This window comes from Streptomyces sp. NPDC051183 (genome assembly GCF_040682455.1).
Classification (GTDB): Bacteria; Actinomycetota; Actinomycetes; order Streptomycetales; family Streptomycetaceae; genus Streptomyces.
This window is the reverse complement of sequence record NZ_JBFBBA010000004.1, coordinates 124,712-151,211: the sequence shown is the minus strand read 5'-3', so window position 1 is coordinate 151,211 and position 26,500 is coordinate 124,712. Positions and strand designations below refer to the sequence as shown.

The following is a 26,500-nucleotide window of genomic DNA, read 5'->3' as shown; positions in this document are numbered from 1 at the left end:
GGTACGGATTCAGCGGTGGGCGGTGGCCCGGCCCAGCAGGAGGCAGACCAGTACGGCGAGGGCGGCCGCGGCCACGCCCGCCACCACCAGCTGGACCACGCGCGGCTGGCCCGTGCCGGTGAGCAGGGCCAGGCTCTGCGCGACGGCCGCCGAGGCGCAGACGACCGCGGCGGGCCGTACGGCCCCGAAGGACTGGAGGAGGAGCCCGGTCCACATCACGGCGCCGAGCAGCAGCAGGGTGGCGACGCGGATCCCGGTCAGGCCGGGGGCGCCGGGCCAGAGCAGGGTGCCGGCCACGCCGAGGGCCAGCAGCACCGCCAGGTAGGCGGCGAGGCACTGGGTCAGGGTGGCGAGCATCCGCAGCCGGAACGCGCGCGGCGAGCGGGCGCCGCGCAGCCCGGCGAGGCTGCCGCTGCGGAACCGGTGGAGCAGCCATTCGGCGGGACCCATGCTGAGGGTCAGCGCCACCGCCGAGGGGGCCGCGACTGCCTCGGCGGGGCCGCCGGCGAGGACCTCGCCGAGGGCGGCGTACAGCACGAGCAGGCCGGTGCCGAGGCCGAAGACCCCGTACGGAACCGATTCGCCGAGGCGGGGCCCGCGCGGTGCGAACTCCTCCTCGGCACCCCGCAGCATCCGCCAGCGCACCGGGCCCTCGCCGGGGCGGCGCTGCGACCAGCCCCGGATCCGCCGTGCGGCGGCCCGGGTCCCGTCGGCGACGGGCAGTTCCCGTACGGCCAGCGTGCAGGCGGCCAGCAGGGACACCAGCAGCAGGCCGATCCGGACCGGGAGGGGCAGGTCGAGGAAGAACGCGAGCACGGACCCGGCGGCCATCGGGGCGAGCGCGGCGAGCAGCAGCCGTTCGCGGCCGAGGACGAGCAGCACGGTGGCGGCCCCGACGTACAGGGCCTGACCGGCGGCGAAGGCGTACGAGAACGGCGGCCCGCCGGGGACCGTCAGCGCGGCGGCGGTCCCCAGCAGGGCCCCGGCGGGGGCCCCGGCGAGCAGGGTCCGCCCGGCGGCGGGCCGGTCGCCGAGGCCGAGCCAGGAGTAGGCGCGGTGGGACAGGGTCTGGTCCCAGACCCAGCCGATGAGGGCCCCGGCGAGCAGGGTCAGGGTTCCGGCGGGCAGGCCCAGCCGGTCCTTGGGGCCCTCCAGGAGGGGGGCGCCGAGGACGTAGGCGAGGCCGGGGAGGGCGAAGATGAGCCCGCGCAGCAGGCAGGCGGTGAGGGAGACCTTCCACGGGTCGGGGGTGTCCTCGGGCTCCGGGAAGGCGCGGGGCACCCGCTCGTAGAGCTCCTCGGCGAGGCCGAAGGAGTCGTGGCGGCCGTAGGTGAGCCGGATGTGCTCGTCGGTCATCCCGTCGGATTCGAGGATGGCGGCGATCTCGTCGGGGTGGACGGCCGCGGCGATGAACCCGCCGAGCCGGTCGGCGAGTTCGTCCATCGGGTCGGCGGCGGGGTCGCCCGGTCCGGTGCGGCGGGGCCGGGGGATGGCGGGCAGGGTGTCGCCGCCGGGGACGCGCAGCCAGAGGGATCCGCTCACCACAGGCTCCCGTCGGCGGCCAGTTCGCGGTACCAGGGGTCGGCGAGCCGCTGGGTCCAGTCGTCGCCCTCGTGGACGGGCAGCACGGGCTGTCCGGCGAGTTCGCGGTAGATGTGGCGGAAGCCGTCCACGGACTGGTGGAGGGTGAACTTCTCCACCACCCTCTTGCGGGCCGCCCGGCCCAGCTCGGCGCGGCGTTCGTCGTCGCGCAGCAGGGCGAGGGTGGCGCGGGCCATGGTCTCGGGCTCGCGCGGCGGGACGACGAGGCCGGTGTCGCCTACGGCCTCGCGGACCCCGCCGACGTCGGTGGAGACGGTGGTGCGGCCGCAGGACATGGCCTCGATGATGCTGAAGGGGAAGCCCTCGCTGATGGAGGAGAGCATCACGATGCTGCCGGCCGCGTAGGCCTTGGCGACCTGCTCGATGCGGCCCTCGTAGGTGATCCCGTCGCTCACTCCCAGTTCGGCGGCGAGTTTCTCCAGGCGGATCCGGTAGTCCTCGCAGCCGGCCGGGACCGGGCCGAAGAGGCGCAGCCTGAGGGCCGGGAGCTCCGCGCGCATGAACGCGTAGGCGCGGATGAGGGTTTCGAGGTCCTTGATCGGGTCGATGCGTCCGCACCAGCTGAGGGTGGGCACCTCGGGTTCGGGGCCGGCCTCGGGGAAGGCGTGCGGGTCGACGCCGTTGTAGACGGTACGGATCCGCTCGGAGTCGGCGCCGCCGCGCTCCTCCCAGCGGCGGTTGTACTGGTTGCACGGGGTGATCAGGTCGGCCTGGCGGTAGCCCTCGGTGTTGAGCTCGCGGTAGAAGCCGAGCATGAGGGCCTTGACGGGCCAGCGCTGGGCGGCGCTGCGGTAGCCGAGGTAGCGCTCGCGCAGGTAGATCCCGTGCTCGGTGAGGAGGAAGGGGACCCCGTCGAGGTGTTTGGCGGCGAGGGCCGGCAGGGTGGCGAGTCCGCTGCTGACGGCGTGCGCGACGCTGTCGGGCGGGATCCGTACGGAGAGCGGGCGCAGGGCGTGTTCCAGCAGGTCGGTGGCGGTGAGCGCGTCGTGGATGGTGGGCTCGGCGTCCGCGGTGACCAGGCCGGGGCGGGTCCACAGGCTCATCAGCAGGCGCAGGACCGACTCGGAGCGCAGGGCCGGGGCGAGCCGGCCGGCCCGGGCGAGCTGGGCCAGTTCCCGCAGGGATTCGCAGAAGCCGCCCTGCCCGGGGTCGAGCAGGGAGAGCAGGAAGGAGGCGTAGGTCTCGGTGAAGCGGCGTTGGGCCTTGCCGCGCAGTGCCCGGCGCAGTCCGCGGGCGGGCGGCGGGCCCCACAGCGGGACGGCGGTGTGGCGGTAGACGTTGCGCGGCAGTTCCCAGGTGACCGGCTCGCGTCCGGAGCCGGTCAGGGCTATGACGTTGAAGTCGACCTCCGGCATGCCGCGTACCAGTTGGTCGCACCAGGTGCTGACGCCCCCGTGGACGTGCGGGTAGGTGCCTTCGGTGAGCATGGTGACGTGACGCCCATGGCTCATGCGGTGTGTCCCCCCAGGACGGAAAAGGGGCCGGCGCCCGTGGTTCGCGGAGCGCCGGCGCTAGGTGGTACTCGTGGCGGCTTTCGGGACGGTCAGCTGGGCAGCTTGAGCGTGACGGCGCTCTGGAGCAGCTCGGGCGAGGTCCAGGCGGAGCGGGTGCCGGCGTAGGCGGTGCCGAAGTCCGCGGTGCCGAGGAGGAGTTGCTTCTTGGTGCCGGCGGGTGCGGTGACCGGGGCGACGACTCCGGCGGGCGCCTTGACGGTGACGACCGTGCCGATGCGGTAGGCGGTGACCTTGTTCTCGGCGAGCGCCTTGTCCCAGGCCGCGCGTCGGCTGAGCTCGACGCCCGTGTCCTTCATGCTCTGGTTGACGATCGGCGCGCTGGGCGCGTAGAGCGAGCGGTAGGTGTCGAGGACCTGGTTGAGCACCGGGTAGAGGGTGCGGTCCTCGGCGAGGTTGCTCTGGTGGACGTAGTGCGGCCGCGGGTCGTTGGCCAGTACGTGGCGCAGGGCGGTCCGGGCCTCCTGCGGGACGATGTGGTCCAGGTAGCCGGTGGCGGTGTCGAGCGGGTCCGGCAGGCAGGTGGAGGTCGCCGGGTTGTCCTCGCAGACGCCGCTGCCTCCGTCGGCCCTACTGGTGTAGATCCAGTTGTACTCGTCGGCCATCTCCGCGTTGGTGCCCGTGTTGTAGTACACGTTCATCGGGTGGCGCGGGACGGTGAGGGCGGCGCCGACCGCCCGCTGCGCCGGTTCGCGGGAGTTGTCGCTGCCGGCCCATTTGACGCCGTTGTCCGCGAGCGCGCCGGCCAGGTTGGGATTGTCCTGGCCCTGCTGCGGGAGGGTTTTGAGGCCGGAGTGCTCGCCGGTGACGAGTTCGGACCGGTCGGTGACGATGCCCTTGGACGCCGCCCAGTTGTTGTTGTCGCGGATCTGCGCGGAGATCTCGGCCCGGCTCATCCAGTTCACGGCGCCCTGGGCGTTCTTCGTACAGGTCCAGGGGACGGTGGTGGTGTCCTGGACGCAGCCGAGGAAGGGGTGGGTGTAGGTGTGGTTCATCCAGCGGTACTTGGCCCGGTCGGCCACCAGCTGGGCCGTCATGGCGTCGGTGCCGCCGTTCTCGGCCTTCCACTCCTCGCCGGCGCCGGCGTTGAAGAGCAAGTCCAGTTTGAAGGACTTGGCCGTCTGCCACTGCGCCGCGTACTGGGCATCGGCGGCACTCATGCGGATGGTGCTCTCCTTGCCCTCGCCGCCCGCGCAGGCGTAGTCGCCGGGCGTGCAGTTGAGCTCCTTGTTCCAGCGGGCGTCCGGGGCGAAGACGTCGTCGACGTGGACCGCGAAGTAGTTGCGCTCCTGGCCGAGGTGGATGCCCTGGGTGAGCCACTCGACGATGCCGCGGGCGAGCAGCCGGAACTGCTGCTGGTGCTGGTTGTAGCCGAAGGTGACGACCAGTTCGCTGCGCCCGTCGTGGGTGTACTCGCCGACGAGCGAGGCGCGTCCGGAGCCGACGGGGGCGTCGAGGTAACTGGTGTAGCCGGTGCGCGGCTTGCCCATGAAGCCGAAGCTCTCCGGGACCAGCGGCGAGTTGTCCTCGAAGGTGACCTGGCCCCCGAGGTAGCCGAAGGGGCCCGTTTTGCCGGCCGCCGTGACGGTGGCCGGGGTGCCGTCGAGGGTGCCGCTGTAGCCGCCGTTGTCGGTGTACTCCAGGCCGACGCCGGGGTGGGCCCAGGTGTAGGCGTCCACCTGGCGGATCCCGTAGGCCGTCTCGTACGCGGCGAGCGCGGCCATCTCGGCCGAGCCCTCCCCGAACGGGTTCTCGTTCGGCAGGACCACCCCCTGGAACTTGGCGCGCGGGCGGCCGTCGACCGTGTCGCTGAGGTACGCCGCGTTGATGACGGGGCGGCCGCTGCTGCCCAGCTGGACGCGGGTGAACGGGACTCCGGTGTCGCGGAGTTCCGCGGTGATCGCCGCGACCGAGCTGCCGCCGTCGTCGACGACGAGCACCTTCAGGTCGATGCGCGGTGCCGTCGCCGCCCGGGCGGCCACGGCGGGTAGTGCCACGGACACCAGGGCTGCCGCCGCGCAGACGGCTGCGGCCCTGTTCATCCGGTTCTTCTTGTTGACCATGTCGGCCTTTCCCCCCGCAGGCATCCTCCGACTGCGGCCCTGTGGGGTGGGCCGGCCGGGGAGGCTCTGTGGAAATCATGCAAAGGGACCCCGCGTCCCCTTGCGAGAGTGGCTCGAGTCTCTCGGACCTCGTCAGGTCTAAAGGGCAAACCTGGAACAGAGACCACAGATGGGTGAACCTGCCGCCCTGTTGATCGAACAACTTGCCAAACCTTCGAGTGACGTGCGGACGAGCGCGTACGCGTACGCTCATTTCTGGCGGCCGTCGGGCCGGATTACGATCGCTGCGGAGCGGCCGGCGACCCCGACGCGACCGCAGCCCTCACAAACAAACGGAAGCGAGACTTCACCACCGTGACTGCTCTGACTCTCAGCACTGCCGGCGCGGCGACGCTGCGCGCCGACGCCCTCGTGGTCGGCGTGGCGAAGGGCCCGAAGGGGCTCGTCGTGGCCGCCGGCGCCGAGGCCGTGGACAAGGCGTACGACGGAAAGCTCGCCGCTGTGCTCGACGCGCTCGGCGCCTCGGGCGCCGAAGGCGAGACCACCAAGCTGCCCGCTCCGGCAGGCCTCAAGGTCCCGGTCGTGCTGGCCGTCGGACTGGGACCGGTCCCGGAGCAGGACGAGTCGTACGACGAGGAGGCGCTGCGCCGCGCCGCCGGCTCCGCCTCCCGCGCGCTGCACGGCAGCAAGAAGGCCGCCTTCGCCCTCCCGCTGGACGACGCCTCCGCCGTCACCGCCGTCGCCGAGGGCGCGCTGCTGGGCGCGTACGCCTTCACCGCCTACCAGGGCGGCGAGAAGAAGGCCGGCAACGGCGGCAAGAACAGCGGCCCGAAGCAGCCGCTCGCCGAGGTCGCCCTGCTGGGCGCCAAGCCGCGCGACAAGGAGCACAAGGCCGCGGCCGAGCGCGCCGCGATCGTCGCGGCCGAGGTCAACATCGCCCGTGACCTGATCAACACCCCGCCGAACGACCTCACCCCCGAGGCCTTCGCCGCGGTCGCCTCCGCGACCGCGAAGGAGAACGGCATCAAGGTCCAGGTCCTGGACGAGAAGGCGCTGATCAAGGGCGGCTACGGCGGCATCATGGGCGTCGGCAAGGGCTCCGAGAACCTGCCGCGCCTGGTGAAGCTCTCCTACACCCACGCCAAGGCGGAGAAGACCCTCGCCTTCGTCGGCAAGGGCATCACCTACGACTCCGGCGGCATCTCCCTGAAGCCGGCCGGCCACAACGAGACGATGAAGTGCGACATGTCCGGCGCCGCCGCCGTGTTCGCCGCCGTCGTCGCGGCCGCCAAGCTGGGCCTGCGCGTCAACGTCACCGGCTGGCTCGCCCTCGCCGAGAACATGCCGTCCGGCTCCGCCACCAAGCCCGGTGACGTGCTGCGCATGTACAGCGGCAAGACCGTCGAGGTCCTCAACACGGACGCCGAGGGCCGCCTGGTCCTGGGTGACGCGCTGACCAAGGCCTCCGAGGACAACCCGGACGCGATCGTCGACGTCGCCACCCTGACCGGCGCCATGGTGCTGGCCCTGGGCGACCGGACCTTCGGCATCATGGCCAACGACGACGCCTTCCGGACCTCCATCCACGAGATCGCCGAGGAGGTCGGCGAGGCCTCCTGGCCGATGCCGCTCCCCGAGGACCTGCGCAAGTCCATGGACTCCCCCACCGCCGACATCGCCAACATGGGTGTCCGGATGGGCGGCGGCCTGGTGGCCGGCCTCTTCCTGCAGGAGTTCGTCGGCGAGGGCATCACCTGGGCCCACCTCGACATCGCGGGCCCGGCCTTCCACGAGGGCGCCCCGTACGGCTACACCCCCAAGGGCGGCACCGGCTCGGCCGTGCGCACCCTGGTGCGGCTGGCCGAGCGTACGGCCACGGGCGACCTGGGCTGACGCAGCCCGCGACGCACTCCTTGTGAGACGTACTCCGTGTGAGACGTGACGCACACCCGGGCCTTGGTCGGCACTCGACCAAGGCTCGGGGTGCGCTCGGGATGTGTTCACCTACAACGAAATCCGTAGGTTTCTACGCACCGGTAACCCTCACTTCGGGCAGATCGGCCCGCCGGATGCCGGGCCCGGCGTCCCGCGTTCCCCCGACAAATGCGAAGATGGGTTCTCGGCAGGACAGGGCCCCCACCACAGGGCCGAAGAAACAAGCGGCCGATTACCAGCCGCCGCCCGGTCACAGAGGACCGGTGCCCGGCGCACATGCATGGAGGACGTGACGTGGCGAACGACGCCAGCACCGTTTTCGACCTAGTGATCCTCGGCGGTGGCAGTGGCGGCTACGCCGCGGCGCTGCGCGCATCCCAGCTGGGTCTGGACGTTGCCCTGATCGAGAAGAACAAGCTCGGCGGCACCTGCCTGCACAACGGCTGCATCCCCACGAAGGCTCTGCTGCACGCGGGTGAGATCGCGGACCAGGCTCGCGAGGCCGCCCAGTTCGGTGTGAAGACCACCTTCGAGGGCATCGACATCGCGGGTGTCCACAAGTACAAGGACGAGATCATCTCGGGCCTGTACAAGGGTCTGCAGGGCCTGGTCGCCTCCCGCAAGGTGACCTACATCGAGGGTGAGGGCCGCCTTTCCTCCCCGACCTCCGTCGACGTGAACGGCCGCCGCATCCAGGGCCGCCACGTGCTGCTGGCGACCGGCTCCGTGCCGAAGTCGCTGCCGGGCCTGGCCATCGACGGCAACCGCATCATCTCCTCGGACCACGCGCTGGTCCTGGACCGCGTGCCCGAGTCCGCGATCGTCCTGGGCGGCGGCGTCATCGGCGTCGAGTTCGCCTCGGCGTGGAAGTCCTTCGGCTCCGACATCACCGTCATCGAGGGCCTCAAGCACCTCGTTCCGGTCGAGGACGAGAACAGCTCCAAGCTGCTGGAGCGGGCCTTCCGCAAGCGCGGCATCAAGTTCAACCTCGGCACCTTCTTCGACAAGGCCGAGTACACCGAGAACGGCGTGCGCGTCACGCTGGCCGACGGCAAGACCTTCGAGGCCGAGGTGCTGCTGGTCGCCGTCGGCCGCGGCCCGGTCTCGCAGGGCCTGGGCTACGAGGAGCAGGGCGTCGCGATGGACCGCGGCTACGTCCTGGTCGACGAGTACATGCAGACCAACGTGCCGACCATCTCGGCCGTCGGTGACCTCGTCCCGACCCTCCAGCTCGCGCACGTCGGCTTCGCCGAGGGCATCCTGGTCGCGGAGCGTCTGGCCGGCCTCAAGGCCGTCCCGATCGACTACGACGGTGTCCCGCGCGTCACCTACTGCCACCCCGAGGTCGCTTCCGTCGGCATCACCGAGGCCAAGGCCAAGGAGATCTACGGCGCGGACAAGGTCGTGGCCCTGAAGTACAACCTTGCGGGCAACGGCAAGAGCAAGATCCTGAAGACCGCGGGCGAGATCAAGCTCGTCCAGGTCAAGGACGGTGCCGTGGTCGGCGTCCACATGGTCGGTGACCGGATGGGCGAGCAGGTCGGCGAAGCCCAGCTGATCTACAACTGGGAAGCTCTGCCGGCCGAGGTCGCGCAGCTCATCCACGCGCACCCGACGCAGAACGAGGCGATGGGCGAGGCCCACCTGGCCCTCGCCGGCAAGCCCCTGCACGCACACGACTAATCGTCCCTGGGCGCGACGACCACTTCCGCACTTTCGTTAGGAGCAACAGAAACCATGTCGGTTTCCGTAACCCTTCCGGCGCTCGGTGAGAGCGTCACCGAGGGCACTGTCACCCGCTGGCTGAAGGCCGAGGGCGAGCGCGTCGAGGCCGACGAGCCGTTGCTCGAGGTCTCGACCGACAAGGTCGACACCGAGATCCCCTCCCCCGTGGCGGGCATCCTGGCCTCGATCAAGGTCGCCGAGGACGAGACCGTCGAGGTCGGCGCCGAGCTGGCCGTCATCGACGACGGCTCCGGCGCTCCGGCCGCGGCTGCCGCCCCGGCCGCCGAGACCGTCGTCATCGAGACCCCGGCCGCTCCGGCTCCGGTCGCCGAGGCCCCCGCGGCCCCGGCTCCCGTCGCCGAGGCGCCCGCCGCGGCCGCCCCGGCCGCCGCCGGTACCGATGTCGTTCTCCCCGCCCTGGGCGAGTCCGTCACCGAGGGCACCGTCACCCGCTGGCTGAAGCAGGTCGGCGAGTCGGTCGAGGCCGACGAGCCGCTGCTGGAGGTCTCGACCGACAAGGTCGACACCGAGATCCCCGCCCCGGTCGCCGGCACCCTGCTGGAGATCCTGGTCGGCGAGGACGAGACCGCCGAGGTCGGCGCCCGTCTGGCCGTCATCGGCGTGGCCGGCGCAGCCCCCGCGGCCGCCCCCGCCGCTGCCGCCCCGGCTCCGGTCCAGGCTGCCGCCCCGGTCGCCGCTCCGGCTCCGGTCGTGGCCGCCCCGGCCGTCGCCGCTCCGGTCGCCGCCCCGGCCCCCGTGGCCGCTCCGGCCCCGGTCGCCGCTCCGGCCCCGGTCGCCGCTCCGGCTCCGGTCGCCCCGGCTGCCGCCCCCGCCGCCCCGGTTTCCGCCGGTGACGAGGGCGCGTACGTGACCCCGCTGGTGCGCAAGCTCGCCTCGGAGTCCGGCGTCGACCTGTCCACGGTCTCGGGCACCGGTGTCGGTGGCCGCATCCGCAAGCAGGACGTCCTGGCCGCCGCCGAGGCCGCCAAGGCCGCCGCTGCCGCCCCGGCCCCGGCTGCTGCCGCTCCGACCGCGAAGGCTCCGGCCGCCGCGGTCTCCGAGCTGCGCGGTCAGACGGTCAAGATGACCCGCATGCGCAAGGTCATCGGCGACAACATGATGAAGGCCCTGCACTCGCAGGCGCAGCTCAGCTCCGTGGTCGAGGTGGACATCACCAAGATCATGAAGCTGCGCGAGAAGGCCAAGGGCGCGTTCCTGGCCCGTGAGGGCGTCAAGCTCTCGCCGATGCCGTTCTTCGTCAAGGCCGCTGCCCAGGCGCTGAAGGCCCACGCGGTCGTCAACGCCCGGATCAACGACGACGAGGGCACCATCACCTACTTCGACTCGGAGAACATCGGCATCGCCGTCGACTCCGAGAAGGGCCTGATGACCCCGGTCATCAAGGGTGCCGGTGACCTCAACCTGGCGGGCATCTCCAAGGCGACCGCCGATCTGGCCGCCAAGGTCCGCGGCAACAAGATCACCCCGGACGAGCTGTCGGGCGCGACCTTCACGATCAGCAACACCGGCTCGCGCGGTGCGCTGTTCGACACGGTCATCGTGCCCCCGAACCAGGTCGCCATCCTGGGCATCGGTGCCACGGTCAAGCGCCCGGTGGTCATCGAGACCCCCGAGGGCACCGTCATCGGCGTCCGCGACATGACGTACCTGACCCTGTCCTACGACCACCGCCTGGTGGACGGCGCGGACGCGGCCCGGTACCTCTCGGCTGTCAAGGGCATCCTCGAGGCCGGCGAGTTCGAGGTCGAGCTCGGCCTGTAAGGCTCCTCGGTACAGCACCACCTGTCGTACGACGGCGCCCCCGTCCGGGATCTCCCCGGGCGGGGGCGCCGTCGTCGTCCTAGCCTGAAGACATGGCGCGCGCACCCGTGACAGATCTCGTCGTGGTGCTGCCGGGGATCATGGGCAGTCGGCTGGCCGACGCCGACGGCAAACCGGTGTGGGACGTGTCGGGCGGCGCCCTGTGGCAGGCCGTCCGCAGTCTCGGGGGCTCCCTGAAACGGCTCCGCCTCCCGGCGGACCTCGGGGACGGCCATCCCGGGGACGGGATCGTCCCCGCGGGCGTCCTGCGCAGCGTGCACGTGATCCCGGGTGTCTGGCACCCGGTGGACGGTTACACCGCACTGCTGGACTGGCTGGAGCGGTCCTTCGCCCTGGCCCGCCCCACTCCCGGGGCGCCGGGCAACCTCCTGGAGTTCGCGTACGACTGGCGGCTGTCCTGCCGCTACAACGCCGGGCTCCTGAAGGACCGTACCGAGAGCGAACTGGACCGGTGGCGGGCCTCCGCGCCCGACCGCGGGGAGGCCCGCACGGTGTTCGTCTGCCACTCCATGGGCGGCCTCGTGGCCCGTCACTACACGGAGTGCCTCGACGGCCACGAGATCACCCGCCGCGTGATCACTCTGGGCACCCCGCACCGGGGCTCGGTGCACGCCCTCACCAATCTGGCCAACGGCCTGCGCAAGGGGTGGGGCCCGCTCGGCCTGGACCTGCGCGCCTTCGCCCGCAGCCTGCCCTCGCTGCACCAGCTGACCCCCGACTACGCGTGCGTGAAGGGCCCCGGAGGGAAGCTCGCGTACGCCCGTGACCTGCCGGGACTGCCCGGTGTGGATCCGGCTCTGCTCTCGGACGCCGCCGCGTTCCACGCCGCCCTGCGCCGGGCCGCCGACCGCGCCGTCCCCACCACGCTGGACGCCGTCACCGGCGTGCTCCAGCAGACCGCCACCACCGTCGAGTACGCCGACGGCCTGCTCGTCCCGCTGTGGGACATCGAGGGCGAGGACGAGGGCGGCGACGGTACGGTCCCCCGCCTCTCGGCCCGCCCCGCGAACGCCTCCGGCAGCGGCTACGCCACGGCCGAGTCCCACACCTCCTGCGAACAGCACGGCTCGCTCCAGAACAACGCGGGCGTGCGCGAGGTCCTGTGGCGCCTGCTCGGCCGGGAGCCGGTGTTCCGCCGGGGCGACGAGGACGGCTCCGTGCCGCTCGGCGTGCTCGCGCCCCCGCTGCTGGAGCCGGGCGAGCCGTACCCGGTGGCCGTCACCGTGCCGCCGGAGATGCCCCGCCACGACGAGCTGCTGATCACGGCCGAGCTGCGCCCCGCCGACGGCGGACCCGCGGCCTCCCGCTCGCTGCGCAATCTCGGCGGCGGGCGGTACGCCACCGCCTTCCCCGCCCCGGAACCGGGCGGCTACCGGGTGGCGGTGCGGGCGGTGAAGCATCCGGGGGCGGCGGTGACGGCGCTGACGCTGGTGTGTGGGAACCATGAATGAGCAGGGCAGGCGCATCCGGGGGACGGTGCTCGGCATCGTGGTGGAGAACTACCGCAGCGACCGGTTCACGCGCCTGGCTGGGGCCGCCGACCAGATGCGCAACCTCTGCGCCCTGCTGGAGAGGTACGGGTACAGGTCGACGGTGCTGGTGGACCCGAGCCGCAAGCGCCTCAGGAAGTCGTTGACGGGCTGGAGCCGGCAATGGGCCGCCACGGGCAACCACGGTCCGGCGGTGGTCCTGTGGTCCGGACACGCCGTGCTCCAGGACCGGGAGCTGCGTCTGATCGTGCACGACACGGACGACGTGGAGGATCTGGAGCAGACCTACTCACCCGATTTCCTGGCGAACGCCGTCCTGCTCAGCAGGGCGGACCAGGTGCTCCTGCTCATCGACACCTGCTACGCGGGGGCGGGCGTCCCCGACGTCGTCAAGCGGTGGCTGCGCAAGCTGGACGAGGACAGTCTGCCGCCCGGCCGGTCCGCATGGCTCGGGGCCATCGCGTGCTGCCGGCCGGACGAGACCGCCGAGGACTCCGGCATGCTGCTGGAGACCGCCGCCAGGGTGCTGAGCAAGGGCCCCCGGGCGGGGAGGTACCGGCACGCGTTCAGCACCCGGAACCCCCACATCACCGGGCAGAACCTCCTGGAGGACATCGCGGAGCAGTGGCCGCAGTGGACAGGTCAGCTCATGCATCCGGTCACCGCCGGGGTTCCGCAGGCCATGTTCGCGAATCCACGCCGGCCGACCGCGAACGATCCGGCGCCCGAGCTGGTGGAGCACCTGGTGAGGGCGGCACGCGGGGCCGACCGGGTCGACGAGGGGTGGTTCTTCAGCGGCCGCCACGGGGTGCTCACGGAGATCACGAAGTGGCTGGAGGACCGGCAGCCCGGGCTGTTCCTGGTCACGGGCAGCGCGGGCAGCGGGAAGTCCGCCGTGCTGGGCAGGATCTGGACCCTGTCCGAGCCGGCACACCGTGCGGACATCCTGAAGCACGATGCCCTCGCGGACGACGACCCGGACCCGGGCCCGGACTCGGTGGACGCCTCGTTCCACCTGCGCGGCCTCGGCGTCCAGCAGCTCGCCGAGGCGATCGCCCGCGCGCTGAAGCTGCCACCGCCGCTGACCCCGGCTGCGCTGATCGCCGAGGTGGAGAGCGAATGGCCCGATCCCGAGTACCCCCTGGTCCTCGTACTGGACGGTCTCGACGAGGCCCAGCCCGACCAGATCCCCCGCATCATGAAGGACCTGCTGGCCCCGCTGAGTCGGCTGACGTGCGTCCTGCTCGGCTCCCGCGACAGGCCGTTCCGGGGCGAGGCCGGGCCCGGGGAACCGCTCGGCCAGACGTTGAGCCGCCTGCTGGGCACCCGGGCCCGCGCGTACGGCCTGGACGACGAGACGGACACCGCCGGCGACATCCGGCGCTACAGCCGGCGCCGGCTGTCCGCCGCGGACCTGCCCGAGGACGACGCCTACACGGCGGCGGTGGTCATCTCCGAGCGGGCGGGCGCGAGCAGCGGCGCCTTCCTGTACGCCAGCATGGCCGTCCGGTCCGTGATCAGGCGGTCGGGAGCGTCCGGCAGACAGGACTGGAACCAGGTCGTTCCCGATTCCCTCGGCGACGCCTTCGCCGATGACCTGCGCAGCGGTCCGAAGCGGGAGCGCGACGGCAAGAACCTCCCGTACGCGGCAGAGGACCTCCTGACGGCACTCGCGTGGAGCTCCGGCAGCGGTATGCCGGCGCAGGGCGTCTGGGAGGCCGTCGCCTCCGCGCTCAGCGCGGAGGGGGTCCGCTACCGCCCCGCGGACGTGGACTGGCTGCTGAACAACTACGGGCGCTACGTCGTGGAGGACGGGGACGAGGCCCAGGCCGTCTACCGGCTCTACCACCACGAACTCGTCAGCTACCTCCGCGTCGAGTCCGGCACCTATCTGCCGGTGGATCCCGCGACGGGCCTGCCGGAGAATCCCGCGTGCCGCGTCGCCCGCGCCGTGGTCAAGCTCCTGCACATCCAGAGCGCCGACGCCACGAGGATCGGGAGGGCGAACCCGTACCTGCGCAGGGCGCTGTCCGAGCACGTGGTCATGGCGGGGACCGAAGGCATCGGGCTGGCCCGTGAACTGTTCGATCTGGACCCGGAGCTGTTCCGCCCGGACCTGGCGGAAGCGCTGGCCGAGGTCGCGTTCGCGCTGTCCGCGGACCGGCCGGACCAGGCGGTCCCGCTCGCCCGGGAGGGCTGCGAACTCTTCCGGGTCCTGGCCGAGCGGGATCCGGCCTACGTCCCGTACCACGCCCAGTCGCTCATGTTCCTGGCCCACATCAACGCGGAGAACGGGGACCTGCCGACCGCACTCGCCACCGTCACCGAAGCCGTGGGCCTGTTCCGGGCGCTGGCCGCGAAGAACCCGGCCGCCCGCCGCCCGGACCTGGCCCTGTGCCTGTACAACCTCACCGACATCCGCGCGCGCTGCGGGGACCGGCACGGTGCGCTCGAGGCGATGACCGAGGCCGCCACCCTCTACCGGCTCGTCGCGCGGGACAACCCCGCCGCCTACCTTCCCGACCTCGCCCGGGCCCTCTACGACCTGTCGTTCATCCGCGGCGAGGGAGGGGACCCGGGCCGCGCGTTCGCCGACGCCTCCGAGGCCGTCGGCATCTACCTGACATTGGCGCGCAACGACCCCACCACCCACTTCGGCAGCCTCTCGGCCGCCCTGGACCTGCTCGTCGGCCTGGTCACCGACCGGCAGGCCGTCACCGTCTACACCGAGATGGAGCGAGGGCTGGCCGGGCATCCGGACGCGGCCCGCCGCCTCGCGCTCCGGCGCGCGAAGCTGCTCCTCACCTTCCAGGACCCGGGCCCCGGCATCAGCACCCTCATCGCCCTCGCGGATCCGCCCGGGCGTTCCGAGGCCGCCGACACGGCCGTCGAGGCCCGGCGGCTGCTCCGGGCCCACCGCCGCAGCGACGAGGCCAGTGCCGCGCGGGTCGACGAGCTGTGGCGCACGGTTGCCCGTACCGAGCCGCCCGACTGGCTGGGGATCCCGCAGGCCACGGCGGACCTCGCGGCCGAGTGGGTCCGGTGCCCCACCTGGGCAGCCGCCCGCGCCTTCTGGGAGGAGCACGCCGGCCTCCTGCGCTCGGCCGAGGTCGTCACGGCCGTGGAGGAGATCGCCCTCGTCGACAGGCTCGCCACGCAACGCCTGGAGGTCGCCCGGGAGGCGGACTCCAGGGACCCCGACAGCGCCTTCTTCCCGTATCTCACGGCCGAATGCGTCACGGTCTGGAAGGCACTGCCGACTTGGGAGGAGGCCCGGAACTACCTCGGTGCGCAGGCGAAGTTCCTGCTCAGCGACCAGGCCGTCGACCTCCTGTGGTCCGAGGTCAAGGCCAGCCGGCGGGCCGAGCACTACGCCGTGGTGACCTTGGCGCGCGCCGACGGGATCGCGGCCGCGTACCAGTACGTCGTGGACCGCGGCGCGCTGCGCGACCGGTGCGGGCGGCTGCTGGCCGCGCCCGAGAAGCCGGACCCCGATCTCCTCTTCGCCATCGGTGTCCTGGAGTTCACGGAGCACCGCGAGGCGTTCACCGGCCAGGTCCACATACAACTCGCCCTCGCGCTGGCGGGAATGGCCCTCGGGGACGAGCGGTGGCATCCCCACGAGTTCACCGAACAGACCAGGGTGATCGAGGAGATCAGGTCGGTTCTGGAGCGTCACTCCGGGCACGACCAGGTCCTGGGCGGCCTGATCCGGAGCATCCGCGCCTCGGGAGCCCCCCAGCCCTTGTAACCAGCCTCACCCGGGGTCACCGTCGGGAACGCATCTCACCGGGCCGACACCGCCGTATTGTCTACGCATCGACCCGTGCGAACCCCACAGGAGATGAACCGCCGATGATCACCCCACCCGTCGTGCACTCGCTGCGCGAGCAGATCCGCGAGCACATCGTGGAGGGGATCGTCAGCGGGCGCTGGAAGCCCGGCGAGCGCATCGTGGAGCGCCGGATCGCCGTGGAGCTGGAGGTCAGCCAGACGCCCGTGCGCGAGGCCCTGCGCGAGCTGGAGACGCTGCGGCTGATCGAGTCGGCGCCGAACAAGGGCGTGCGCGTACGGAACCTGTCGGCGGCCGACCTGGAGGAGATCTACCCGGTCCGGGCCGGTCTGGAGCAGATCGCGGCCGAGCTGGCCGCGCCGCGGCTGGCGAGCGACTGCTCGGCCCTGGAGCCGCATGTGGCGGCGCTGTGGGAGGCGGACCGCGCCGCTGACGGCACGGCGCAGGTGCGCCACACGGTGGGTTTCCACCGGGAGATGGTGCGGGCGGCGGGGAACAGCGTGCTGCTGCACACCTGGGAGAGCCTGGGCATCGAGGTGTTCACGGCCCTGTCCATCCGGTGGCTGGGAACCGTCCAGAAGTCCTACGCCGAGGAGCACGAGGCCCTCGTCGAGGCGTTCCGCAGCCGGGATCCCGACATCGGGGTGCTGGTGAAGCGGCATGTCCTGGGGTGCGCCCCGCGCGCCTGATCATCCCCGGACCGCACCTTTTTGTACCGATTTACCCGGCACCGGGTGCCTAGATCCATGGCACCCGGTGCCGACTTTTGTCATATGGACGCTTCTTCGTCACTTTTATTTGATCGATCATCGATCAGCGATTTACAGTCGTCGCGGACCTCAACCAGGTCCAACGACCCTGTCCTGCCCGTCAGGGATTTTCTTCACCACCTCTCCTTTGTCCGGAAGGCGGCGCACACCGATGTCCGACCCCGTAGGAAAGCTTCCGAGCGAGCTCGACCAGCTCCCGGACCGCGACACCGAGGAGACCGCCGAATGGGCGGCCTCCCTCGACGCCGTCGCAAAGGCCGCCGGTACGCGCCGCGCCGAATACCTGCTCCGCCGTACGCTCCAGCACGCCGAGGCCGCCGGCCTCGCGCTGCCGAAGCTGCTGGAGACGGACTACGTCAACACCATCCCCACCGCCGCCGAGCCGGAGTTCCCCGGTGACGAGGCGATGGAAGCCAGGATCACCGCCTGGAACCGGTGGAACGCGGCCGCCATGGTCACCCGCGGCTCCAAGTACGGCGTCGGCGGCCACATCGCCACCTTCGCCTCCGCCGCGTGGCTGTACGAGACCGGCTTCCAGCACTTCTTCCGCGGGAAGGAGGCCGACGGATCGGGCGACCAGCTCTACATCCAGGGCCACGCCTCCCCCGGCATCTACGCCCGCGCCTTCCTCGACGGCCGGGTCTCCGAGCAGCAGCTCGACAACTTCCGCCAGGAGTCCGGCGGCAACGGCCTGCCGTCCTACCCGCACCCGCGGCGCCTGCCGTGGCTGTGGGAGTTCCCGACGGTGTCCATGGGCCTCGGCCCGCTCTCCGCGATCTACCAGGCGCGCTTCAACCGCTACCTGCAGAACCGGAGCATCAAGGACACCGCCAACTCGCACGTCTGGGCCTTCCTGGGCGACGGCGAGATGGACGAGCCCGAGTCGACCGCCGCCCTGGCCCTCGCCTCCCGCGAGCAGCTCGACAACCTGACCTTCGTCATCAACTGCAACCTGCAGCGCCTCGACGGTCCGGTCCGCGCCAACTTCCGCGTGGTGCAGGAGCTGGAAGCCCAGTTCCGCGGCGCCGGCTGGAACGTCATCAAGTCGCTGTGGGGCTCCGCCTGGGACGAGCTGTTCCAGCTCGACACCACGGGCGCCCTGGTACGCCGCCTGCGCGAGGTACCGGACGCGCAGTTCCAGACGTACGCGACCCGCGACGTGGCCTACATCCGCCAGCACTTCTTCGGCGCCAACGCCGAGCTCGTGCAGCTGGCCGGCGTGCTCTCCGACGCGAAGATCGCCGAGTGCTTCCACAGCTCCCGCGGCGGCCACGAGCCCCGCAAGGTCTACGCCGCGTACAAGGCCGCCCTGGAGCACAAGGGCGCGCCGACGGTCATCCTCGCGCAGACCGTCAAGGGCTACACGCTGGGCGCCGGGTTCGAGTCGAAGAACGCGAACCACCAGATGAAGAAGCTGACGATCGACGAGTTCAAGGACATGCGTGACCTCCTTGGCCTCCCGATCCCGGACAGCGCCTTCGCCGACGGCCAGGTCCCGTACGGCCACCCGGGCGCGAACAGCCCCGAGGTCCAGTACCTGAACGAGCGCCGCGCGGCGCTCGGCGGCCCGGCCCCGGCCCGCAAGGTCAAGCACGTGGCCCTGCCCGCCCCGGCGGACCGTTCCTTCGCCCCGCTCCTCAAGGGTTCCGGCAAGCAGGAGATGGCCACCACCATGGCCTTCGTCCGGCTCGTCAAGGACCTGATGCGGGACAAGGAGACCGGCAAGCGCTGGGTGCCGATCGTCCCGGACGAGGCCCGCACCTTCGGTATGGAGTCCCTCTTCCCGTCGGCCGGCATCTACTCGCCGCTCGGCCAGACGTACGAGCCGGTCGACCGCGACCAGCTCATGTACTACAAGGAAGCCAAGGACGGCCAGATCCTCAACGAGGGGATCACCGAGGCCGGCGCCATGGCCGACTTCATCGCCGCCTGTACGTCGTACGCGACGCACGGCGAGCCGATGATCCCGTTCTACATCTTCTACTCGATGTTCGGCTGGCAGCGCACCGCGGACCAGATGTGGCAGCTCGCCGACCAGCTCGGCAAGGGCTTCATCGTCGGCGCCACCGCCGGCCGCACCACCCTGACCGGTGAGGGCCTGCAGCACGCGGACGGCCACTCGCACCTGATCGCGTCCACGAACCCGGCGTCGCTCAACTACGACCCGGCCTTCGCGTACGAGATCGCGGTGATCGTCAAGGACGGTCTGCGCCGGATGTACGGCGAGAAGCCGGAAGACGTCTTCTACTACCTGACGGTCTACAACGAGCCGAAGGTGCAGCCGGCCATGCCCGAGGGCGTGGAAGAGGGCATCCTCAAGGGCCTCTACCGCTTCAACACGGCGGCCGACCTGGACGGGGCGGCCCCGGCCGCCGACGCCCCGAAGGTCCAGCTGATGGCCTCGGGCACGGCGATCCACTGGGTGCTGGAGGCGCAGCAGCTGCTCGCCGCCGACTGGAACGTCTCCGCCGACGTCTGGTCCGCCACCTCGTGGGGCGAGCTGCGGCGCGACGCGCTGGAGTGCGACGAGGCGCTGCTGCGCGGCGAGGTGCGCACCCCGTACGTCACCCGCGCGCTGGAAGGTGCCGCGGGCCCGGTCCTCGCGGTGTCCGACTGGATGCGTCAGGTCCCGGACCAGATCAGCCAGTGGGTCGAGCAGGACTACACCTCGCTGGGCACGGACGGCTTCGGCCTGTCCGACACCCGTGAGGGCGCCCGCCGCCACTTCGGTGTGGACGCCCAGTCGATCGTGGTGGCCGCGCTGGCCCAGCTCGCCCGCCGCGGCGAGGTCCCGGCGTCCGCCATCAAGGAGGCGCGCGAGCGCTACGGCCTGTAAGGCACAGGAACGCATACGGCGAAAGGCCGGTGTCCACCCCGCCAAGGGGGTTGGACACCGGCCTTTCGCCGTATGCGCGGTGGCGGTGCGGCGGCGGACCCGTGATGCTGGAGCGGTGATGGACGAGACGGAGTTCTGGGAGATCGTCGACCGTACCCGCGAGGCCGCCGAGGGCGACCCCGAGGAGCACGCCGAACTGCTCGTGGAGCGGCTGGCCCAGCTCGATCCCGACTCCGTCCTGGACTTCGCCCGGCACTTCGAGTCGCGGTACAACCGGGCCTACACGTGGGACCTGTGGGGCGCCGCGTGGGTGTTGCTCGACGGGGCGAGCGACGACGCGTTCGACTACTTCCGGTGCTGGCTGATCGGCCAGGGGCGGGAGGTCTTCGAGGGCGGGGTGCACGACCCGGACCAGCTGGCGGAGCTGCTCGGCGAGTTCGACGAGGAGATCGACGGGGACGGCGAGGAGCTGGGGTACGCGGCCGACGAGGCGTACGAGCAGCTGACCGGGTCGGTGGCGCCGGACCTGGGGATCCCGCTGCAGGCGGCGGAGCCGGAGGGCGCACCGCTGGACTTCGAGAACGAAGCCGTGCTGGCGGAGCGCTTCCCCCGGCTGTGGGACCGGTTCCGCGCCTGATCAGTAGTGCGTGCCGCCGTCGATGCGGATCTCCGTACCGGTGATGAAGGCACCGTCCTCGGAGCCCAGCATGGCGACGACGCCGGCCACGGTCTGCGGGCCGGCGAAGCCCTGGCCGATGGCGGGGGCGAGCTTGGCGAACAGGCTCCAGTCGGTGTCCTCGGGCAGGCCGGGGCCGTTGCCGGTGGTCATGCCGCTCTCGATGGAGCCGGGCGCGACGGCGACGAAGCGCAGGCCCTGCTTGCTGTACTCGGCGGCCAGCGCGTGGGTCATGGACTGGATGCCGCCCTTGCTGGCCGCGTAGGCGGACATGTAGGGGTGGGCGAAGGACGCCGAGGTGGAGCTGAAGTTGACGACGACCGGCTGGTCGCCCTCCAGCAGCGCCGGGAGCGACTCGCGGATGACCAGGAAGGTGCCGGTCAGGTTGACCGCGATGACCTGGTTCCAGAGTTCCAGCGTGGTCTGCTGGGTGTGCGCGGAGCGCAGGATGCCCGCCGCGTTGACCAGTACGTCGAGCCCGCCGAGGCTCTCGACGGCGGCGGCGATGCCGGCCCGTACGGCTGCCTCGTCGGATATGTCGAGTACGGCGGTGGTCAGCCGCGCGCCGTGCCCTTCGGCCGCGGCGCGGTCGGCGGTGGCCTTGAGGCCGGCCTCGCTGACGTCCACGGTGTGGACGCGGCCGCCCTCCGACAGAATGCGGTGGACGGTGGCCTGGCCGATGCCGGAGCCGCCGCCGGTGATGAGGACTCGACGTCCTTCGTAACGGTTCATGGGGACGAGCGTACCGGTGGGATGACACATTTTGCCAGAGTGACAAACAGTGCAGTTGCTGGTGGGTCCGGGGAGTACTCTTCCCTAGTGAGATCCCCACGTCCGTACTCTCCCCAGGCCGGCCCCGGAGCCCAGTCGCTGACCGAGCGCCGCAAGGCCGCCACCCAGCTCGACATCGCCCGCGCGGCCTGCGAACTGTTCGCCGAGCACGGCCCCGACGCCACCACCGCCGAGGACATCGCCCACCGGGCGGGTGTGGCGCTGCGGACGTTCTACCGCTACTTCCGCAACAAGCAGGAGGCGGTGGCCCCGCTGCTCGCGGGCGGCGGCGACGCCTGGCGCGCCCTGCTCGCCGAGGAGGACCCCGGCACCCCGCTCGCCGAGGCCCTGGAACGCGCCGTCACGCGCTCGCTGACCGACCTCCAGGCCGTCGAGGAGGGCCTTGAGGTCACCCGCGGGCTGCTGCGCGCGGCGGCGACCGACGAGGCCCTGCGCGCGGTCTGGTACAAGGTGAACCAGGACTCCGAGGAGCGCCTGGTCCCCGTGGTGGCCCGGCTGGCCGGCCCGGACGCCGACGCGCTCGGCGTACGCCTCCTCGCGGCGGCGGCCACCGACGCGATCCGCATCGCCCTGGAGCTCTGGTCGACCACCGACGCCCCGGTCAGCGGCCCCGGCTCACCGGCGGAACTCGCGGTCCGCTGCCTGCGGGACCTGACGGGCGCCATGCCGCTGCTGCGCTGACGGCCGGAGCCGGCGTCGGCGTCGGGGTCGGGGCCGGCGCCGGAGTCAGAGGAAGTTCCGCGACTTCGCGGCCAGGTGGGCGGCGAAGAACTCCGGGGCGTCCGGCCGCATCCGGGCGAGGGCGACCATGGCCGTCACGATGACGTCGGCGACCTCCGCCTCCACATCGCCCCAGGTGTGCGAGTTCCCCTTGCGCGGATTGGTCCCCTTGGCCCCGATGACGGCCTGCGCGGCCTCGCCGAACTCCTCCCCGATCTTCAGGATCTGCAGCGTCACGCTCTCCTCGTGCGCGACCCCCCGCTCCCGGTCGTGCTCGTCGAACCGCGCCACGAGCGCGCCGATGGTCTTCCAGGGATCTTCCATGGGGGGAACCTAGCCGGACACGACGGAGCCCCGCCGGTCTCCGAGGAGAACCGGCGGGGCTCCGGACGCTGTCACACGCGCTGTTTAGAGGTCGAAGTAGAGCTCGAACTCGTGCGGGTGCGGGCGCTGCGCGATCGGGGCGATCTCGTGCGTGCGCTTGTAGTCGATCCAGGTCTCGATCAGGTCGGGGGTGAAGACACCGCCGGCCAGGAGGTACTCGTGGTCCTCCTCCAGGGCCTTGAGGACGTCCTCGAGGCTGGTCGGGACCTGCGGGACGCTCGCGTGCTCGTCGGGCGAGAGCTCGTAGAGGTCCTTGTCGATCGGCTCCATCGGCTCGATCTTGTTCTTGACGCCGTCGAGGCCCGCGAGCAGCAGCGCCGCGAAGGCGAGGTACGGGTTGGACGACGGGTCCGGGGCGCGGAACTCGACGCGCTTGGCCTTCGGGTTCGAGCCCGTGATCGGGATGCGCATGGCGGCGGAGCGGTTGCGCTGCGAGTACACCATGTTGACCGGCGCCTCGAAGCCCGGCACCAGGCGGTGGTAGGAGTTCACCGTCGGGTTGGTGAAGGCCAGCAGCGACGGGGCGTGCTTGAGGATGCCGCCGATGTAGTAGCGCGCGGTGTCCGACAGGCCCGCGTAGCCGGCCTCGTCGTAGAACAGCGGGTCGCCGTTCGCCCACAGCGACTGGTGCACGTGCATGCCCGAGCCGTTGTCGCCGAAGATCGGCTTCGGCATGAAGGTCGCGGTCTTGCCGTTGCGCCAGGCGACGTTCTTCACGATGTACTTGAAGAGCATCAGGTCGTCGGCCGCGGCGAGCAGCGTGTTGAACTTGTAGTTGATCTCGGCCTGGCCACCGGTGCCGACCTCGTGGTGCTGACGCTCGACCTGGAGGCCCTGGGCGTCCAGTTCGAGGGAGATCTCGGCGCGCAGGTCGGCGAAGTGGTCGACCGGGGCTACGGGGAAGTAACCACCCTTGTAGCGGACCTTGTAACCACGGTTGTTCTCCTCGGAGCCCGTGTTCCAGGCGCCGGCCTCGGAGTCGATGTGGTAGAAGCCCTCGTTCGCGGAGGTCGCGAAGCGCACGCTGTCGAACACGTAGAACTCGGCCTCGGGGCCGAAGTACGCGGTGTCGGCGATGCCGGTGGAGGCGAGGTACGCCTCGGCCTTCTTCGCGATGTTGCGCGGGTCGCGGCTGTAGGCCTCGCCCGTGATCGGGTCGTGGATGAAGAAGTTGATGTTGAGCGTCTTGTCCTTGCGGAACGGGTCCAGACGCGCGGTGGTGATGTCGGCACGCAGCGCCATGTCGGACTCGTGGATCGCCTGGAAGCCACGGATCGAGGAGCCGTCGAAGGCGAGCTCCTCCGCCGGGTCGAATGCCCGAGCCGGGATGGTGAAGTGCTGCATCACACCAGGCAGGTCGCAGAAGCGGACGTCGACGAACTTGACGTCGTTCTCCTCGATGTACTGCTTCACTTCGTCGGCGTTCTGGAACATCCAACTCCTCCTACTCCCACCCCGGGGCAGGGACGGGCTTTATAGCTCGTGGTGCGTCAGTGCGGTGCCGCACGCTGACCCGACCATAAGCAGGCGGGATTTCTCAAGCATGACCCATTTGTTTCGCACAAGTTAACCAGGGTCCCGCCGGAATGCCGGGGAGCAGCACGGGTACCTTGGTCGGGTGGACAAGAGGCAAGCAATCGGATCCTGGCTCTCCGGCCCCCGCGCGGCCGCCGAGGACATGGGCGTCGACTTCGGCTACCCCGGCCAGCAGCTCGGCCTGCCGCAGCAGGGGCCCGGCTCCGTGGCGCGGTTCGGGCGCAGGTTCGGCGCCGTGGCCATCGACTGGATCGGCTGTCAGCTGATCGCATACGGGCTGATCACGGGCCGCGACGCGGGTGCCACGGGCAACTGGACGCTGGCGCTCTTCGTGACCCTGAGCATCCTGACCGTCGGCACCGTGGGCTTCACCCCTGGGAAGCGGATGCTGGGGCTGCGGGTCGTCTCGCAGGACGGCGGGCGCCTCGGCTTCGGCCGCGTGGTGCTGCGCACCGTACTGCTGGCCCTGGTCATCCCGGCGATCGTCTGGGACCGCGACGGCCGCGGCCTCCACGACCGGCTGAGCCGCGCCGTCCAGGTCCGCATCTGAGCCGTCCGGCTCCCCCTCCGCATCGCACAGGGGCGCCCCCGGAGCCGTTCGGCTCGGGGGCGCCCCTGTGTGTTGTATACGAAAAGCGGGTCAGCGCATCTTTCCGCCGCGCGGCATGCGCATGCCCTTGGGCATCGGGCCCTTGGGGATCGGCATGTTGCTCATCAGGTCGCCCATGGCCCGGAGCTTGTCGTTGACCGCGGTGATCTGCGGGCCGGCCAGTACCCGGGGCAGCTTCAGCAGGGTCGTACGGACCTTCTTGAGCGGCACCTCGCCCTCGCCGTTGCCCACGATGAAGTCGTGGACCGGGATGTCGGGCATGATCCGGGCCAGCTTCTTCTTCTCGTTCGCGAGCATGGGCTTGACCCGGTTCGGGTTGCCCTCGGCGATCAGCACGACGCCCGCCTTGCCGACGGCACGGTGGACGATGTCCTGCTGCTTGCTCATCGCGACGGCGGGGGTGGTCGTCCAGCCCCGGCCCACGTTGTCCAGTACGGCCGCGGCCGCGCCCGGCTGTCCCTCCATCTGCCCGAAGGCAGCCCGCTCGGCCCGTCGTCCGAAGACGATCGCCATTGCGAGGAACGCCACCAGGAAGCCCAGGATGCCCAGGTAGACCGGGTGGCCGATCAGGAAGCCGATCGCAAGAAAGACACCGAAGGTGACGATTCCCACGCCCGCGACGATCAGACCGACCTTCGGGTCGGCCTTGCGCGTCATCTTGTACGTCAGGGCGATCTGCTTCAGTCGCCCGGGGTTCGCAGCAGTCTCTGCGTTTGACTTCCTCGCCATACAGCGAAGTTTACGTGGCCTGCGGGGTCCGGGTCGCCGCGGCCTCGAGTACGTGCTCGGTTTCGACGCGGTCCTTGGCCCGGCGGCGGTCTTCGAGCACCGCGGTCCAGGCGTTGCGACGGGCCCCGCTCATGAGCAGCGACTCTATGCCGCGGAAGGCGTCGGTGAAGGACGGGATGGCGATGGCGCGTACGGGCGCGGCCTGCATGATGTCGATCCCTTTCACGGTGCTCACTCGGTGGTGTGTGCGGTGCGTGGAGCAATCGTCACTGACTGGTGTTACCAGCGTGTGGCTCGGCGGTCAAACGTTGTGAAACATTGACGCGGCCCGCCGGACTCTTCCTGGAAAGAGCCTAGGGGCCGCGCCGCTGCGGTGTTACTCGTTAGTAAGATTTTGTGCGCGACTTCACACAGTCGCACGCTTCTCTGTTCCGTCGGTCGAGCTCCGCCTCGCTACCGCTCCGGCCGCGTGCCTGCCCTCGTACCTCGGGCAGACCCGCAACCTACGCTCCAGCTCGGCTGCGCTTCTCCATCGCCTGCTGGTAGAGACGGCCCGCACGGTAGGAGGACCGGACCAGCGGCCCGGACATCACACCGGAGAAGCCGATCTCCTCGGCCTCCTTCGCCAGCTCCACGAACTCGGCCGGCTTCACCCAGCGCTCGACGGGGTGGTGCCGCGGCGAGGGCCGCAGGTACTGGGTGATGGTGATGAGCTCGCAGCCCGCCTCGTGCAGCTCCTTCAGCGCCTCCGAGACCTCCTCGCGCTCCTCGCCCATGCCCAGGATCAGGTTGGACTTGGTGACGAGGCCGTAGGCGCGGGCCTGGCGGATCACGTCGAGCGAGCGCTCGTAGCGGAAGCCGGGGCGGATCCGCTTGAAGATGCGCGGCACGGTCTCGACGTTGTGCGCGAAGACCTCGGGGCGGGAGGCGAAGACCTCCTCCAGCAGCTCCGGGACCGCGTTGAAGTCCGGGGCCAGCAGCTCGACCTTGGTGTGGCCGGCCTCGCGGCCCGCCGTCTGCTGGTGGATCTGGCGCACGGTCTCCGCGTACAGCCAGGCGCCGCCGTCGGCCAGGTCGTCGCGCGCGACGCCCGTGATGGTGGCGTAGTTCAGGTCCATCGTGACCACGGACTCGCCGACGCGGCGCGGCTCGTCCCGGTCCAGGGCCTCGGGCTTGCCCGTGTCGATCTGGCAGAAGTCACAGCGCCGGGTGCACTGGTCGCCACCGATGAGGAAGGTGGCCTCGCGGTCCTCCCAGCATTCGTAGATGTTCGGACAGCCGGCTTCCTGGCACACCGTGTGCAGTCCTTCGCCCTTCACCAGGGCCTGCATCTTGGTGTACTCGGGACCCATCTTCGCCCGGGTCTTGATCCACTCGGGCTTGCGCTCGATGGGGGTCTGGGCGTTACGGACCTCGAGGCGCAGCATCTTGCGTCCGTCGGGTGCGACTGCGGACACGACCGGCTCCCTGTGACTTCGATTCTTCG

At 71.0% G+C, this 26,500-nt stretch carries 19 protein-coding genes; 10 read left to right on the top strand and 9 right to left on the bottom strand.

Features of this window, described 5'->3' with window-relative positions:
• Positions 1-9: 9 nt before the first annotated feature.
• From AB0M99_RS05125 to AB0M99_RS05115, 3 genes are all read right to left on the bottom strand, one after another.
• Positions 10-1,542: a hypothetical protein gene (locus AB0M99_RS05125; protein WP_365917277.1), complete on the bottom strand. Its 1,533-nt coding sequence runs from the start codon at positions 1,540-1,542 to the stop codon at positions 10-12.
• The gene (gene pelF, locus AB0M99_RS05120; protein ID WP_365917276.1) at positions 1,539-3,053 is read right to left on the bottom strand and encodes a GT4 family glycosyltransferase PelF; all 1,515 of its coding nucleotides are present in this window, start codon (positions 3,051-3,053) and stop codon (positions 1,539-1,541) included. Before pelF ends, AB0M99_RS05125 begins: the two co-directional genes overlap by 4 nt.
• Before the next feature lie 92 nt (positions 3,054-3,145).
• Positions 3,146-5,176, bottom strand: coding sequence for a hypothetical protein (locus AB0M99_RS05115; RefSeq protein WP_365917386.1), 2,031 nt, complete (start codon positions 5,174-5,176; stop codon positions 3,146-3,148).
• Positions 5,177-5,530: 354 nt separating this feature from the next.
• Here AB0M99_RS05115 and AB0M99_RS05110 point away from each other — a divergent pair, with 354 nt between their 5' ends.
• From AB0M99_RS05110 to AB0M99_RS05075, 8 genes are all read left to right on the top strand, one after another.
• Positions 5,531-7,069, top strand: coding sequence for a leucyl aminopeptidase (locus tag AB0M99_RS05110; protein ID WP_365917275.1), 1,539 nt, complete (start codon positions 5,531-5,533; stop codon positions 7,067-7,069).
• A 336-nt stretch (positions 7,070-7,405) separates the two neighbouring features.
• Positions 7,406-8,794, top strand: a complete 1,389-nt coding sequence (gene lpdA / locus AB0M99_RS05105; protein WP_365917274.1) for a dihydrolipoyl dehydrogenase — start codon at positions 7,406-7,408, stop codon at positions 8,792-8,794.
• Positions 8,795-8,848: 54 nt separating this feature from the next.
• On the top strand, positions 8,849-10,618 hold the full coding sequence (gene sucB / locus AB0M99_RS05100; protein ID WP_365917273.1) for a 2-oxoglutarate dehydrogenase, E2 component, dihydrolipoamide succinyltransferase: 1,770 nt from the start codon (positions 8,849-8,851) through the stop codon (positions 10,616-10,618).
• Positions 10,619-10,710: 92 nt separating this feature from the next.
• On the top strand, positions 10,711-12,129 hold the full coding sequence (locus AB0M99_RS05095) for a hypothetical protein (protein WP_365917272.1): 1,419 nt from the start codon (positions 10,711-10,713) through the stop codon (positions 12,127-12,129).
• The gene (locus AB0M99_RS05090; RefSeq protein ID WP_365917271.1) at positions 12,122-15,919 is read left to right on the top strand and encodes a caspase family protein; all 3,798 of its coding nucleotides are present in this window, start codon (positions 12,122-12,124) and stop codon (positions 15,917-15,919) included. The genes AB0M99_RS05095 and AB0M99_RS05090 overlap by 8 nt, the downstream gene beginning before the upstream one ends.
• Positions 15,920-16,026: 107 nt before the next feature.
• Entirely contained in the window at positions 16,027-16,650 is a 624-nt protein-coding gene (locus AB0M99_RS05085) for a GntR family transcriptional regulator (RefSeq protein ID WP_365917385.1), read from the top strand.
• A 232-nt stretch (positions 16,651-16,882) separates the two neighbouring features.
• A complete protein-coding gene (aceE, locus tag AB0M99_RS05080) occupies positions 16,883-19,567 on the top strand; it encodes a pyruvate dehydrogenase (acetyl-transferring), homodimeric type (RefSeq protein ID WP_365917270.1) in 2,685 nt (894 codons plus the stop codon).
• A 118-nt stretch (positions 19,568-19,685) separates the two neighbouring features.
• A complete protein-coding gene (locus tag AB0M99_RS05075; RefSeq protein WP_365917269.1) occupies positions 19,686-20,204 on the top strand; it encodes a DUF4240 domain-containing protein in 519 nt (172 codons plus the stop codon).
• On the opposite strand, the gene AB0M99_RS05070 is transcribed toward AB0M99_RS05075, so the two are convergent.
• Entirely contained in the window at positions 20,205-20,975 is a 771-nt protein-coding gene (locus tag AB0M99_RS05070; protein ID WP_365917268.1) for an SDR family oxidoreductase, read from the bottom strand.
• 87 nt (positions 20,976-21,062) lie between these two features.
• On the opposite strand from AB0M99_RS05070, the gene AB0M99_RS05065 reads away from it, so the two are divergent.
• Positions 21,063-21,716: a TetR family transcriptional regulator gene (locus AB0M99_RS05065; RefSeq protein WP_365917267.1), complete on the top strand. Its 654-nt coding sequence runs from the start codon at positions 21,063-21,065 to the stop codon at positions 21,714-21,716.
• Positions 21,717-21,761: 45 nt separating this feature from the next.
• Here AB0M99_RS05065 and AB0M99_RS05060 read toward each other — a convergent pair whose 3' ends face one another.
• Complete coding sequence (locus tag AB0M99_RS05060) at positions 21,762-22,079, bottom strand: MazG-like family protein (RefSeq protein ID WP_365917266.1); 318 nt, start codon at positions 22,077-22,079, stop codon at positions 21,762-21,764.
• A gap of 84 nt (positions 22,080-22,163) precedes the next feature.
• Entirely contained in the window at positions 22,164-23,573 is a 1,410-nt protein-coding gene (glnA, locus tag AB0M99_RS05055; RefSeq protein WP_365917265.1) for a type I glutamate--ammonia ligase, read from the bottom strand.
• Between the two features lie 184 nt (positions 23,574-23,757).
• Between glnA and AB0M99_RS05050 the strand changes: the two genes are divergently transcribed.
• Positions 23,758-24,225 (top strand): RDD family protein, encoded by a 468-nt coding sequence (locus tag AB0M99_RS05050; protein ID WP_365917264.1) that lies wholly within the window; start codon positions 23,758-23,760, stop codon positions 24,223-24,225.
• 90 nt (positions 24,226-24,315) lie between these two features.
• On the opposite strand, the gene AB0M99_RS05045 is transcribed toward AB0M99_RS05050, so the two are convergent.
• From AB0M99_RS05045 to lipA, 3 genes are all read right to left on the bottom strand, one after another.
• Positions 24,316-25,014, bottom strand: coding sequence for a DUF4191 domain-containing protein (locus AB0M99_RS05045; RefSeq protein ID WP_365917263.1), 699 nt, complete (start codon positions 25,012-25,014; stop codon positions 24,316-24,318).
• A 10-nt stretch (positions 25,015-25,024) separates the two neighbouring features.
• On the bottom strand, positions 25,025-25,222 hold the full coding sequence (locus AB0M99_RS05040) for a hypothetical protein (protein WP_214937012.1): 198 nt from the start codon (positions 25,220-25,222) through the stop codon (positions 25,025-25,027).
• Positions 25,223-25,517: 295 nt separating this feature from the next.
• Positions 25,518-26,471 carry a lipoyl synthase gene (gene lipA / locus AB0M99_RS05035; protein ID WP_365917262.1) on the bottom strand — a complete coding sequence of 318 codons (954 nt, stop codon included), beginning with the start codon at positions 26,469-26,471 and terminating at the stop codon, positions 25,518-25,520.
• Between the last annotated feature and the right edge of the window lie 29 nt (positions 26,472-26,500).

Coding starts and splice junctions, on each gene's coding strand:
- pelF (WP_365917276.1), bottom strand. CDS start 3,053: ATGAGCCATGGGCGTCACGTCACCATGCTCACCGAAGGCACCTACCCG.
- AB0M99_RS05115 (WP_365917386.1), bottom strand. CDS start 5,176: ATGGTCAACAAGAAGAACCGGATGAACAGGGCCGCAGCCGTCTGCGCG.
- sucB (WP_365917273.1), top strand. CDS start 8,849: ATGTCGGTTTCCGTAACCCTTCCGGCGCTCGGTGAGAGCGTCACCGAG.
- AB0M99_RS05095 (WP_365917272.1), top strand. CDS start 10,711: ATGGCGCGCGCACCCGTGACAGATCTCGTCGTGGTGCTGCCGGGGATC.
- AB0M99_RS05090 (WP_365917271.1), top strand. CDS start 12,122: ATGAATGAGCAGGGCAGGCGCATCCGGGGGACGGTGCTCGGCATCGTG.
- aceE (WP_365917270.1), top strand. CDS start 16,883: ATGTCCGACCCCGTAGGAAAGCTTCCGAGCGAGCTCGACCAGCTCCCG.
- AB0M99_RS05075 (WP_365917269.1), top strand. CDS start 19,686: ATGGACGAGACGGAGTTCTGGGAGATCGTCGACCGTACCCGCGAGGCC.
- AB0M99_RS05070 (WP_365917268.1), bottom strand. CDS start 20,975: ATGAACCGTTACGAAGGACGTCGAGTCCTCATCACCGGCGGCGGCTCC.
- AB0M99_RS05060 (WP_365917266.1), bottom strand. CDS start 22,079: ATGGAAGATCCCTGGAAGACCATCGGCGCGCTCGTGGCGCGGTTCGAC.
- glnA (WP_365917265.1), bottom strand. CDS start 23,573: ATGTTCCAGAACGCCGACGAAGTGAAGCAGTACATCGAGGAGAACGAC.
- AB0M99_RS05045 (WP_365917263.1), bottom strand. CDS start 25,014: ATGGCGAGGAAGTCAAACGCAGAGACTGCTGCGAACCCCGGGCGACTG.
- AB0M99_RS05040 (WP_214937012.1), bottom strand. CDS start 25,222: ATGCAGGCCGCGCCCGTACGCGCCATCGCCATCCCGTCCTTCACCGAC.